We start from the raw sequence: 10,803 nt of genomic DNA, 5'->3' as shown, positions 1-10,803 counted from the left end.
GCGACATCTTCACCCTGGTCGCCGGGCGGATCGAGGAGGACGAGCGCGCCGGCCTGCTGCGGCTGGTCACCGTGCTGGGGCTGGACCGCAAGACCATGTTCAACCAGCTGAAGAAGCCCGCTCAGCGGGCGACCTGGTCGAACATGAAGAAGCTGGCTGAGCAGGCGAATGCTCTACGAGACCTGCGCCCGCGCGGAGGAGATCCTCGGCGTGAACATCGAGGACCTGGACCTCGCCGCCCGCCGCTGCCCGGTCAAGGCCAAGGGCGCCCGGAGCAAAGCCCGCCGGCGCGGGCAGGCACGCGAGGACTTCGTGCTGGAGACCGTCTACTGGGACGCCGGCACCGCCCGGCTCCTGCCCCGGCTGCTGCGCGGCCGCACCCGCGGACCGGTGTTCGTCACCCACCGCCGCCCCGGGCCGGGGAAGGTCGTCAGCCCACGCGACGTGTGCCCGGACACCGGCCTGGCCCGCCTCTCCTACGGCCAGGCCCGCGCCCTCCTCGATGAGCACACCGCCGTACGCGGGCCAGGAACCGGCTGGGACCTGCACGAGTACCGCCATTCGGGGCTGACCGAACTCGGCGTACAGGGCGCCTCCCTGCTGATGCTGATGGCGAAGTCCCGGCACAAGAAGCCGGAGAACGTCCGCCGGTACTTCAAGCCCTCGCCCGAGGCGATCTCCGAGCTGACCAGCCTTCTCGCGCCAGGAGGCAGCAGGCGTTGAGGCCAACGATCCGGAGCGCCGGGCGACGTCGCCGCCCGGCTTGTCCTCACTGGTCAGTTGGCTTCTCCCCAAGTGCGGCCAGCTCGCTCACGGCCAGGTGCTCGAAGCCGGACACGGGGCGTTCTGCGTGCTTCTTGAAGAACTCCCAGGCCGACTGCCGGGTCATGCCGAGCGCGTGGCCAACCTCGGTCCAGGAAGCGCCTTCGCGGCGGGCCTCCCCGGTGATCCATCCACGGCTCGCCGTCATGGACTCGGCCAGCAGCCGCGTCGCCGTGAGCGCCTCCAGCGCGGTCACGGGCCCCGTGCGGTCGTCGTCGTACTGCGAGATATAGCTGTTGATGATCGAGACGAGAACGTGCATCGGGACCCCTCGCCCCTCTGCCTCGTCGGGGAAGTCGTCAAGATAGTCGGCCAGGATCGCCTTCGCATTCATGTCCACCATGCTTGTAAGGCTAGCCTGACGAATGGGTGTCAGGCTAGCCTTACGGGCATGTCTTTGGTTACGTGGCACCGGCCCGAATTCGAGAGCCGAGAAGACGAACTGGTCAACCAGAACGCGATCGCCGAAATGACCGGCGTCACACGAGCCGCCGTCTCCAACTGGACCAGCCGCGATCCGACCTTCCCCGCCGTGGTCGCCATCCAGGGCAACCACGCCCGCGCTCCGCGTCTGTACGTTCTCACCGAGGTCAGGACGTGGCTTTCCGAGCGGTCCTCCCGGCCACGCAGCAAGCCTTCGTCCCGTACACCGGCCCGCCCTCGCCACGAGATCCTCACCGAGCGAGCGGAGCGCGCCAAACGCCGAATCGCCGACGAGCAGCAGCGCATGACCTCGCTCTACACGGAACTCGGCAAGGCCGCCGAGCGCCTGAAGCGAGCTCAGGACGAGCTGGCGGCAATCGCGGCCGAGGTCGAGGAAACACCGCGGTCATAGTTCTGGGTACCGACAACGGCCTCATGGCCCTCGGGGAGCATTCGATCGGGAAGTACCGCCAGGGTGTGCAGTTTCCTGAACGTCTGCGGGCGGTTCGGACACCGGTGGCAGGGTGTCGAAGATGAAGCGCGAGTGGTTGCAGAGGTTCCGTCGGGAGCAGCGGAAGCTCGCCCGGGTGCGGCGGGCGGCGTGGCGGTTGGAGCAGGCGGAGCGGGAGCGGGACTGGGCTCTGGCCGCTGCCCGGAGCGGGGATAAGGATGAAAGGGTCTCGGTGCGGAAGATTGCCGAGGCGGCTGGGCTGTCACCGTCGCGGGTTCATCAACTGACCAAGGGTGCCGACCTTGATGCGCTGGATGCCGCGCTCGGAGAACTGCGCGCGGCTGGGTGGCCGACCCCGGAGGACCCGGGCGGCAGTGACGACGAGGAATTGTCTGGCCGCGCGAGCATCGCGGAACGCCTGGAAGACGAGGTCGGATGGATCCGCCGGTGTGCCGACTGGCTTGAGCATCTGGACACCCAGTCGTTCCCTCCGGTCGCGAACCTCCGCCCGGAAAGCGACTTCCCGGAGAGGTGCAGCGTGGTGGTCCGCCTGCCCCGGGTCGCGGCCATTCTGCGGCGCATCGCCTTCGACGTTGACGAGCTGGCCCGGGCCCGTGCCGTGGACGACCTTCAGTCCGCAAAGACGGCAGCTGACCCGCGCGCTGAGCGGCGCCGCAGGCTGGCCGAACCGGATCTTCGCTACGGCGAGTTCTGCGACCGCACCGGCACACCCTGGCGTTCAACCCAACAGGGGGACCTTGCCTGGACCGCGTTCCAGGGCGAGCGTCGTCGCCGCGGTGAAACCGACGAGGATCCGTACGAGGCGTACAACCCGTTCTCCCAAAGCCGCTGACCGGTCTCGTGTGCAGGAAACTGCACACTCTGGCGGTACTCCCCGGTCGAATGCTCCCCGAGGCCGTATCAGCATGGCCGGATCATCCGGCAGGGGACTGACACCGCCTCGTGGGGCTTTGACCGGGGCGGTCAAGGTTCGATGGCACGAACCGCGCAGTGGTCCAACTTCAGTGGCAATTGGTCAAGGATCGGTGGCACAGGACAGTCTGGGCTCCGGTCGAATGCTGTGTGGGGGCGGAATCGGTGGTTTCCCACCAACCTGTCGGTGGCGGCCGGTAGCGTCAGGAGTGGCCGCAGCGCGTCGGCCCGACTCCGAGCAGTCCCGCCCACGCCGGGGCCGTGACGACGACAAGGGGCTCAGCCTCACGTGACACCCAGCAACCCCGTGTGCTCCGTGGTCCGTACCGACGCCGCGGCGGCCGAGGCGTGGGGTCCGCCGCCGAGGAAGCGACCGGTCATGACCGATGACAAGCACGCCAAGCGTGCCGCCCGCGAGTTCGCGGCCCGTGAGGGCATCTCCTACACCGCTGCCCGCCGACGCCTCGCCGAACCCGGCGATGTCGACCAGGAGCAGCCCCCCGTCCTTGTACCCATCGCTGTCGGCATCTGCGTCGAGGGGTGCGACAGCTCGCGGCACCCTGGCGCTCTGTGCCGACCGTGGCGGCCAAAGGACGTCAGCGGCCGGGTCGCACGATGGGAGGTTCGGCGCGCGGCGGAGCTCCCCGTCGGCCGTGCGGACCAGGTGGCCGAACGGCGCGAAGCCGGTCGCAAGCCGGGCACCTACAACGCCATGAACGACACCTGGTTGCTCGCCCTCGCCTACGCGATGCTCACCGACCAGCACTTCGAGCTGCGCCCGGACCGCACAGCGCTGCGAGCGGCAGTGGAGGCCGACGACCTGGCGGCCGTGGACGCGGCCATGGAGCCGCTCGACCGGACCGCCGCCCGCCTCATGACCAAGGTGCCCGAGGTGTGGCACGACGAAGTGAAGCCGCGCCTGGACGCCTACGCGGACGCCATGGAGACGGACACCCGGGAGCTGGCCACCTGGCAGGAGGCGGAGGAACGGGCCGCCGTGGACCGTCTCGTGCGGAAGTGGCGCCAGGCGTGGACCCCGGTGCGGAACTACAACGGCTACTGGGACCCGCCGGGTGTCATGTGGGCGGCCCCCAAGGGGTGGCTCGACTTGCTCTTGCTCGGCCAGCACGGAGGACACGGGGGTCGGGTCCGTCTGCCCGATGGCCGCCCCGCACTCGTGTACGCCGTGGAGTGGGGCGAGGCCGGTCCCCCGGTTGCCTACCGCCTCCGAGAACTGGAACCGGGACGGCACGGGAACCTCGGACGCCTCGTTCCCTCACTGAGGAGCGACCTGTTGGTTCCGGCCGCAGACTGTCGCGACGACAAGCCCTGTCGGGCCTGCGGACAAGACGCCGGGATGACGGAGGCACTGTGCGACGGCTGCGCCACGCTCACGCCCTAATCCATTCCGGCCAGGGGGGCGGAAACGGTCGTTTACGCCCCCACACGCCAATCCAATGAACGGAGAGAGCAAAACCGGGGTGTATCGGCATCCCGGTTTGATCGGGTTCCCTCCGTAGTTTCGCCTCCCCATTGCGCCCCTCTCTCGGTGGCGATCCGTTCACGTCGGGCAAGCGAGGGGGAGAAGGCCAGTTCAGCCCTGGGTGTCAACCGATGTGACACCAAACTGAACTCCCTGCGCGGTTCCTACTCGACCGCCTCGTCACACAGAAGCTGGATCGTCACGCGCCCGTCCGGCTCCAGGGTCCAGCGGGCCTGCGAGTCGGCGGCTCGGGCAGTCTCGCCCCGGGGCGCCAGTCGGTAGCGGGTGACGAAGTCCTCCACCGCGTCCTGGTGCACGCCCGAGTGGACGACCAGGACGAGCGCGGCGATCACGCCCTCAGGCGTCGGCAGGCCGGTCGGCACGGCCGTCACCGGCGGCGTGCCCTCATACAGGATCCCGCCCAATTCCCTCTGCGCGGTCACAGGCCGGTCCCCTCGGTAAGGGCGCCCTCGCGCTCGTTGTCGCCCCGCTCGCACAGGGCGGTCACCTCTGCGTGCCGGGCCGGGCTGAACCCCAGCGGCCGCTCCTCACCGCGTTCCTGGTCGCCCGCGTACAAGTGGTGCTGGCCGTCGGACCAGTCGCGCAGCAGGTCGCGTGCCTCGTCCGGGCTGATGTCGAGAGCGGTGGCGACCTCGGACCAGGTGGCGCCGAGGGTGAGAGCCTGGTGGATGTCGCCGGGCCGGTGGTTCTCGATGGTGCGGCGGATGGCCTCGCCCAGGGCGAGCTGAGCCAGGGCGTCGTCGGCAGTGCCGCGTTCCACGGGGTGCGGGTGGTTGGCGGGCAGCAGGTTCGCGAACAGCCGCTCACCAGCGTTCGCGAGCCTCTCCGCCTGCCAGGACAGGGGGGTGAGGGTCGGGACGTCGTCGGGCTGCTGGATCGGCATGGCCATGAACCGCTGGTGCTTGTCGGTGGTCACAGCGTCAGTCCTTCGCTTTTAGTGCCGGGCATGGGGGTCTTGTCGTTGGCCAGGGTGGCCTGGTCCTCCGGGGCGCGGCCGCGGAGGATTCCCTCGGCGATGGCACGCTGGGCGGCGGCCGTGCGGCGGCGTTCGGCGGCGGCGGGCTCCTCGATGGCGGCGAGTCGCTCGAAGGCCTCGGCGCGAACAAAGCGCTTGGCAGCCCACACTGCGCGCTTCTCCTCGGCCGCATCCGTGCCGGCGGCTTCCATTGCCGCGGCGTACGCCTCGTCGCACTCCTGGCGCAGTTCCTCGGTGCGCTGCTGGAGCCGCTTCACCTCGGCGCGGCGGTCGTTGGCCTCCTGGCGGGCGGCCTCGTCACGCAGGGAGGGCAGCAGGCTGCTGATGCCGTCGGGGGCCTCGCCGGTGAGGCCTGCCAGCCGCTCGTCGAGACGGCGGGCGTGCTCGGCCGGGTCGGAAGGGCCGTGGCCGATGCCGTTGCGCTGGCGACCCATCATCACCCAGGCGCCGACCTTGGTGTTCCACCGCTCGTGGGCGGACTGCTTGGAGATCCCGGCGGCGTTACCGAGGGCGCTCCAGCTGGCGCCGCGCTCGCGCTCGGCAACGACTGCCTGGTCCACCAGCTTGTCGACGATGCCCTGCACGAAGAGGGCGTCGCGGAGGATGCCGCCGTGGTCGTCGCTCGGGTAGGGGGTGGCGACGTCGCGCAGCGCCGCCTCGGCAAGGTCCATGAGCGTCTGCGCGCGAACGAGCATCGCCTCGTCGACCGGAGCGAGCGCCGGAGGTCGGGCCCGCCCGTCGGGTTCGTTCGTCTCATCCATGAGCGTCAGGCTAGACCTGACGACTGACGGTGTCAGGGTTTTCCTGACACCTTCGGCCGGATTCACCTGTCTGAGCGACCGGAACGAACGCACAGGATAATCACGGTTATCCTGTGCGTATGCTGACGCCCGATCAAGATGTACTGGAATCAGGTGAATCACCCGACACGCTGGGTTCGGGGGTTGCCCGCTCACCCCGGCCGACGCTCGCCATGTCCGAGCGCAGCGCGTCCGGCCCCGGACATGACGATGCCGGGCGGAGCACTCGCTCCGCCCGGCATGGAGGTGGATGGGTGCGGGCCGGTCAGCCCACGAGGTTGATCACCACGGCAAAAACGCCCATGGCGACGCTGAAGGCGGTGGCGGTGATGCACCAGCGCCGGCCGCGGCTGACCGCGGCACCGGCGAGTCCGTGCGCGACGACAGCGACGGCGACCGCGCACAGCACGCCGAGCACCGTCGCGCCGATCCGGGCGGGGCTGGGCGCGCCCTCGGACAGCTCTAACGCGCTGTGCACGATGCCCAGGTCGACGACGGCAGTCGCCGCACTGAGCCCCGCCCAGCCCCACGCCGTCCCGCCCGAGGCGCCGTCGGCGACGGCCAGCCGGTGCCCGACGAACGCGGCGATGAAGGCGGTGACCAGGATGAACCCCAGCACCTGGGCCTGCAGAAGAAGCATCGGTTCCCTTTCGAGGGCATGCCTGTGGGGACAGCGAGCCCCCGAATCCTCACGCTGTCCCAAATTCTACGCAACAATGAAACAACGAGACAACGAAGGAGGTCGGCACTGATGGCCCGCCCCGAAACGCCCCTGCCCGAGGAGGCCCCGCCGCCGCTCCTGGAACTCGCCCAGGGGCTACGGGATCTGAGGGCCGCCGCACAGCTCAGCTACCAGGTCATGAGCGAGCGTGTCCATCTCAGCCCCGCCTCCTTCTCGCGGGCGGCGTCCGGCCGACAGGTCCCCACGTGGGAAGCGCTGCGCGCCTATCTGAAGGCGTGCGAAGTCCCAGCGGACAAATTCGACGCCTGGCACGAGCGGTGGCGTGATGCCGAAGCGGCCGCGCAACTGGCACCGAATCCCTGGCTCGTCGACGCCGAGATCGCACACCTGGCAACGGCCGGTCGGCTCCGCGAGCTGCACGCCGCCGCGGGACGCCCGTCATTGCGGATGATCTCGGAACGGTCCGGCGTTCCGCGCAGCACCGTCCACCGCATCCTGTCGGCGTCCACCGACACCCGTCGCAGGACTCCGCCGTCCCCGGATCTCACCCTGCAAGTCGCCAGCACCTTGCTGGGCTTCCTGCGGCCCGGCGAGTACAGAAGGGGCGGGCAGTTTGAGGACGTGTACAAGCTCGTCCGCCGCACCCACCCGGTCCGGGACCCCCGCCGGCCTGCCGACGGAGGCGTCCGGCGGGCCCTCGCCGCCGCCCAAACCGAACCGCCCCCCGCCGAGCCGGGGCCGGAGGAGACGTTCGCCGAGTTCGAGCGCAGCCTCCGCCTGGTGAGGAACCTGATCGCCCACGGGCAGCTGAAGACCGACCCGCTGATCGCCGCCCAGGTGATGAACCTGGCCGCCCTGCTGGAACGGGCCGAACCGGACCGCCTCGCCGACGACCCCACTCCGGACGGGACGGACGGAGCATGAACCCAGCCCCGGCGGGAGACGCCCTCGCCCCCCGCGACGCGCGCGGCACCCTGGCCACGGTCCACCGCGACCCGCGCGACCAGTGGCCCGAGCACGCCCGGAAACTGCATGACCACCTGGTCGGCCTGTACGGCGACGACCCGCTGCCGACGCTCGCCGCCTCCTGGATCGCGCACCAGCGCTCGGTGAACACCATGAAGTCCTACGCCCGCGGCTTCAAGGTCTTCGAGGAGTACGCGCGGGAGCACGGCGCCCACCCCCTGACCGTGAAGTTCACGCTCGCCGACGGGTTCCGGCTCTGGCTGGAGACGACGCCGCAGTGGCAGCGGGTCAAGGGCGGCCGACCGGGCGAGATGACCCGCACCGGCAAGCCGTACTCGGACGCCTCCCGGGCGAACTCCCTGTCCGCGGCCTCCAGCTTCTTCCGCTTCCTGGACAAGGTCAGCGATGACGGGGTGAAGAACCCCTTCGACGCCGTCCAGCGCCCGTACATCAACCCCGACTTCTCCTCGACCCCCGGCTACACCGAGCAGGAGTGGGCGAAGCTGCTGGTCACGGCCCGCGACGAGCACCGCGTCGCGGCGTACCGCAAACGCACCTACGCCCTGCTCCTGGTGCTCTACACCTGCTGCCTGCGCATCGACGCCCTGCTCAACGCCCGGGTCGAGGACCTCGGCTACGACAAGGGGCACCGCGTGCTGCTGCTGGAGAAGGTCAAGGGCGGCGGCCGGGCGAAGAAGCCCGTCCCGCCGGCGGCGTGGGACGCGCTCCAGGACTACCTCGACGACCGCGACGCCGAGTCGGCGTGGCTGTTCTGCACCGCCTCCGGCGGGCAGCTCGACGAACCGGCGGTGTGGCGCACCCTCCAGTCCATCGCCGCGCGCGCCGGACTCCCGAAGCGCGGCCCGCACGGCACCAAGGTCGACGCCATCACCCACGCCCTCGCGAAGCCGGACGCGCGCCCGGACAAGGTGCAGCGCTGGGCCGACCACCGGGACTCGCGCACCACCCAGCGCTACAACGCCCGCAAGGAACTCCTCGACGACAGCCCCGGCTACGGCCTCGCGGCCGACGTCGCCGGAGCGCTGGCGCAGGGTACGGACTGACCCGCCACCTCACGCGACAGGGCCCTGGGCTGCGGAGATCCGCAGGTCAGGGCCCTGTCGCGTCGGATTCGGCACATTATCCGAGCCGATACGCCACCGGCCACCCCCTCACCCGAACGAGTGCAGAATTCCGCCAATATTCTCCGGGGTCTAGACGGTGAGGGTTTGGCGGCCCACACTCTCCATACAGACCCCGGAGAACCGGGCAAGAATCCACCGGACACGATGGGAAGGGAACGACAGTGAGCCGACTCGACGAGATCCTCGCCCGCGCCGCCGAGCGTGAGCAGGAGCTGGAGGAGATGCACGCCGCCTACGAGGAGATGGACGCCCGCGAGTACGAGGACTTCAACCGCGAGATGGACGCCCGCGACGCCAACCGGAAGGACTGACTTCAATGACCGCCATCCCGCTCATCACCCGCTACGCCACCGACATCGCCTTTGTCGCCGAGGACCGGCCCGCCGCCACCCTGGCCGAGCTGGCCGAGCAGACGAGCACCGCCGCCGAACGCCTTGAGGGCGTAGGCATCCAGGGCGCCGAGGACCTCGACGACGCCGCCGCCTGCCTGCTCGCCGCCGAGACCGCGACCGGGTCCGATCGTGCCGCGCTCCTGCACCGCGCTGGCCGGTACCTCACGGACACCGCCGACATGGTCGGCGAATACCGGCTCATGGTCTGACGCTCGCACCACCGCCCCGGGGTACGGCGCACATCCCCACGAGGACGTCTGACTCGACACTGCGGTACAGGCACCGACGGCGGCGTGGCCGCCGTCGGTGCCGCTCCACCCCCATGGAAGGACACATGAAGATCACCATCGAAGGCGCCTCGGAGGAGTTCGAGCGGAAACTGCTCGCGCTGGTCGACGAGCACCGCCACGAGCTGGCCCTCACGATCGGCACGGAGTGGGACACCGAGCGGGCCACGCAGTACCTCGCCTCCCTGCCGGCCAACGCGCTGCGCTTCGCCAAGCTCGTCGTGGACGCCGACGGCGACAAGCCCGCCGAGGAGCTGCGCGAGGAGTTCCACGGCGAGTTGCGCGGCCCGACCATCGCCCTGTCCCGGGCTCTGCCGCGCGGCGTGCGCCACAAGTGGTGGCCCTCGGGCACCGAGGCGCCCATCACGCCCCGGTACGACCCCGAACACCCCAGCTGGCAGAAGGCCATCGCCTACACGATGACCAGCGACAACGTCACCGTCTTCCGGCAGGCCTTTGCCGAACTGGGCCTCGGCCCGGCGCCGGTGAACGACGACCAGAACAAGGAGGAGCAGCAATCATGACCAGCCAGCCCCATCAGTGGACCGCGCAGACCGTCCAGGAGGCATACGACATCCTGGATGCCGCACGGCGGCTCATCGAGGCGAGGATGCTCGCCCTCGCCCCCGGCGACTTCAGGGAGCGCGACAAGCGTGCCAGGACCACCCGGCTCCAGCTGAACATCACGTTTGATGACACCGGGCTGGACCAGAAGGTGACGGACCGGCACGCCTTCCTCCGTCAGGTCCAGCCCGAGGGCACGGACGCCGACCTTCCCTCGTACACCGAAACGGACGCCGACGGCAGTGTCACCGTCTACCACGGCAGTGGGGAGGTCGACATCGAGGCGACCGCTGAATGGGCCTCCCAGTCCAGCCCGCAGTTACTCACCCCTGAGCGCCACCTCGTCTCCGCGAAACGAGGCCTCGGCCTGCCGGTCATCGTCGTCATCTGCGGCTCCACCCGCTTCATGAACGAGATGGCCGAGGCGGACCTCCAGGAGACCGCCGCCGGCCGGATCGTCGTCCGCCCGGGCTGCAACATGAAGGAGCCGCACGCGCTGTGGGCCGACCCGGCGGACGCGGAGGACCTGAAGTACCGCCTGGACGAGCTGCACCGGGCGAAGATCCGCCTTGCCGACGAGGTCCTGATCGTCGGGGACTACATCGGGGACTCCACGCGCTCGGAAATCGAATACTCCCGGGCTCTGGGCAAGCCGATCCGGTACACGCACCCCGAGGTCGACCCGTACGGCGACGCGCTGCCGGTGATGAGCTGCGAGATCCGCCTGTCGGACGGCGGCTCGCGGACCGTGGCGTGTGTCGAGCCGGTGCCCGGTCTGCACGTCTTCGAGATGCCCGAGGACCTCCGGGAGGAGGGCGACGGCGTCGCCAACCCCTGGCGCCTGTCCCACTGCTCTGG

General features: G+C 70.0%; 13 protein-coding genes and 2 pseudogenes. 10 read left to right on the top strand and 5 right to left on the bottom strand.

Annotated elements, in window-relative coordinates; all coding sequences use genetic code 11:
* Window positions 1-165 precede the first annotated feature (165 nt).
* Window positions 166-723 (top strand): annotated as a pseudogene (locus ACWCXX_RS25030) (site-specific integrase); the annotation flags it as partial.
* Between the two features lie 46 nt (window positions 724-769).
* On the opposite strand, the gene ACWCXX_RS25025 reads toward ACWCXX_RS25030, so the two are convergent.
* Window positions 770-1,165 carry a hypothetical protein gene (locus ACWCXX_RS25025; protein WP_451130829.1) on the bottom strand — a complete coding sequence of 132 codons (396 nt, stop codon included), beginning with the start codon at window positions 1,163-1,165 and terminating at the stop codon, window positions 770-772.
* Between the two features lie 48 nt (window positions 1,166-1,213).
* Between ACWCXX_RS25025 and ACWCXX_RS25020 the strand changes: the two genes are divergently transcribed.
* The 3 genes from ACWCXX_RS25020 (at window position 1,214) to ACWCXX_RS25010 (ending at window position 4,031) form a co-directional block, all read left to right on the top strand.
* On the top strand, window positions 1,214-1,657 hold the full coding sequence (locus ACWCXX_RS25020) for a hypothetical protein (RefSeq protein ID WP_451130827.1): 444 nt from the start codon (window positions 1,214-1,216) through the stop codon (window positions 1,655-1,657).
* A 121-nt stretch (window positions 1,658-1,778) separates the two neighbouring features.
* Window positions 1,779-2,549, top strand: coding sequence for a hypothetical protein (locus ACWCXX_RS25015; protein ID WP_451130825.1), 771 nt, complete (start codon window positions 1,779-1,781; stop codon window positions 2,547-2,549).
* 459 nt (window positions 2,550-3,008) lie between these two features.
* Complete coding sequence (locus tag ACWCXX_RS25010) at window positions 3,009-4,031, top strand: hypothetical protein (RefSeq protein ID WP_451130823.1); 1,023 nt, start codon at window positions 3,009-3,011, stop codon at window positions 4,029-4,031.
* A 245-nt stretch (window positions 4,032-4,276) separates the two neighbouring features.
* Here ACWCXX_RS25010 and ACWCXX_RS25005 read toward each other — a convergent pair whose 3' ends face one another.
* The 4 genes from ACWCXX_RS25005 to ACWCXX_RS24990 all read right to left on the bottom strand — a co-directional run bounded on the left by ACWCXX_RS25005 (window position 4,277) and on the right by ACWCXX_RS24990 (window position 6,549).
* Window positions 4,277-4,555: a hypothetical protein gene (locus ACWCXX_RS25005; protein ID WP_451130821.1), complete on the bottom strand. Its 279-nt coding sequence runs from the start codon at window positions 4,553-4,555 to the stop codon at window positions 4,277-4,279.
* A complete protein-coding gene (locus tag ACWCXX_RS25000) occupies window positions 4,552-5,049 on the bottom strand; it encodes a hypothetical protein (RefSeq protein WP_451130819.1) in 498 nt (165 codons plus the stop codon). Before ACWCXX_RS25000 ends, ACWCXX_RS25005 begins: the two co-directional genes overlap by 4 nt.
* Window positions 5,046-5,870: a hypothetical protein gene (locus ACWCXX_RS24995; protein WP_451130817.1), complete on the bottom strand. Its 825-nt coding sequence runs from the start codon at window positions 5,868-5,870 to the stop codon at window positions 5,046-5,048. The genes ACWCXX_RS25000 and ACWCXX_RS24995 overlap by 4 nt, the downstream gene beginning before the upstream one ends.
* Window positions 5,871-6,174: 304 nt before the next feature.
* Window positions 6,175-6,549, bottom strand: a complete 375-nt coding sequence (locus ACWCXX_RS24990; protein ID WP_451130815.1) for a hypothetical protein — start codon at window positions 6,547-6,549, stop codon at window positions 6,175-6,177.
* A 111-nt stretch (window positions 6,550-6,660) separates the two neighbouring features.
* Between ACWCXX_RS24990 and ACWCXX_RS24985 the strand changes: the two genes are divergently transcribed.
* From ACWCXX_RS24985 to ACWCXX_RS24960, 6 genes and pseudogenes are all read left to right on the top strand, one after another.
* A complete protein-coding gene (locus tag ACWCXX_RS24985) occupies window positions 6,661-7,515 on the top strand; it encodes a helix-turn-helix domain-containing protein (protein WP_451130813.1) in 855 nt (284 codons plus the stop codon).
* The gene (locus ACWCXX_RS24980) at window positions 7,512-8,621 is read left to right on the top strand and encodes a tyrosine-type recombinase/integrase (RefSeq protein WP_451130811.1); all 1,110 of its coding nucleotides are present in this window, start codon (window positions 7,512-7,514) and stop codon (window positions 8,619-8,621) included. The genes ACWCXX_RS24985 and ACWCXX_RS24980 overlap by 4 nt, the downstream gene beginning before the upstream one ends.
* 242 nt (window positions 8,622-8,863) lie before the next feature.
* Window positions 8,864-9,013 (top strand): hypothetical protein, encoded by a 150-nt coding sequence (locus ACWCXX_RS24975; RefSeq protein ID WP_451130809.1) that lies wholly within the window; start codon window positions 8,864-8,866, stop codon window positions 9,011-9,013.
* A 5-nt stretch (window positions 9,014-9,018) separates the two neighbouring features.
* Window positions 9,019-9,303, top strand: coding sequence for a hypothetical protein (locus ACWCXX_RS24970; RefSeq protein ID WP_451130807.1), 285 nt, complete (start codon window positions 9,019-9,021; stop codon window positions 9,301-9,303).
* Between the two features lie 125 nt (window positions 9,304-9,428).
* Window positions 9,429-9,905, top strand: coding sequence for a hypothetical protein (locus ACWCXX_RS24965; protein WP_451130805.1), 477 nt, complete (start codon window positions 9,429-9,431; stop codon window positions 9,903-9,905).
* Between the two features lie 317 nt (window positions 9,906-10,222).
* Window positions 10,223-10,630: pseudogene (locus ACWCXX_RS24960) on the top strand (hypothetical protein); the annotation flags it as partial.
* Window positions 10,631-10,803: the final 173 nt, after the last annotated feature.

The organism is Streptomyces sp. NPDC001732, from assembly GCF_053596315.1.
The sequence above is the reverse complement of the archived record's forward strand: the minus strand, read 5'-3'. Positions and strand labels throughout refer to the sequence as shown.

What these genes read in the sequence shown, in the direction of transcription:
- ACWCXX_RS24985 (WP_451130813.1), top strand. Translation starts at nt 6,661, where the DNA reads ATGGCCCGCCCCGAAACGCCCCTGCCCGAGGAGGCCCCGCCGCCGCTC.
- ACWCXX_RS24970 (WP_451130807.1), top strand. Translation starts at nt 9,019, where the DNA reads ATGACCGCCATCCCGCTCATCACCCGCTACGCCACCGACATCGCCTTT.
- ACWCXX_RS24995 (WP_451130817.1), bottom strand. Translation starts at nt 5,870, where the DNA reads ATGGATGAGACGAACGAACCCGACGGGCGGGCCCGACCTCCGGCGCTC.
- ACWCXX_RS25015 (WP_451130825.1), top strand. Translation starts at nt 1,779, where the DNA reads ATGAAGCGCGAGTGGTTGCAGAGGTTCCGTCGGGAGCAGCGGAAGCTC.
- ACWCXX_RS24980 (WP_451130811.1), top strand. Translation starts at nt 7,512, where the DNA reads ATGAACCCAGCCCCGGCGGGAGACGCCCTCGCCCCCCGCGACGCGCGC.
- ACWCXX_RS25025 (WP_451130829.1), bottom strand. Translation starts at nt 1,165, where the DNA reads ATGGTGGACATGAATGCGAAGGCGATCCTGGCCGACTATCTTGACGAC.
- ACWCXX_RS24965 (WP_451130805.1), top strand. Translation starts at nt 9,429, where the DNA reads ATGAAGATCACCATCGAAGGCGCCTCGGAGGAGTTCGAGCGGAAACTG.
- ACWCXX_RS25020 (WP_451130827.1), top strand. Translation starts at nt 1,214, where the DNA reads ATGTCTTTGGTTACGTGGCACCGGCCCGAATTCGAGAGCCGAGAAGAC.
- ACWCXX_RS24990 (WP_451130815.1), bottom strand. Translation starts at nt 6,549, where the DNA reads ATGCTTCTTCTGCAGGCCCAGGTGCTGGGGTTCATCCTGGTCACCGCC.
- ACWCXX_RS25010 (WP_451130823.1), top strand. Translation starts at nt 3,009, where the DNA reads ATGACCGATGACAAGCACGCCAAGCGTGCCGCCCGCGAGTTCGCGGCC.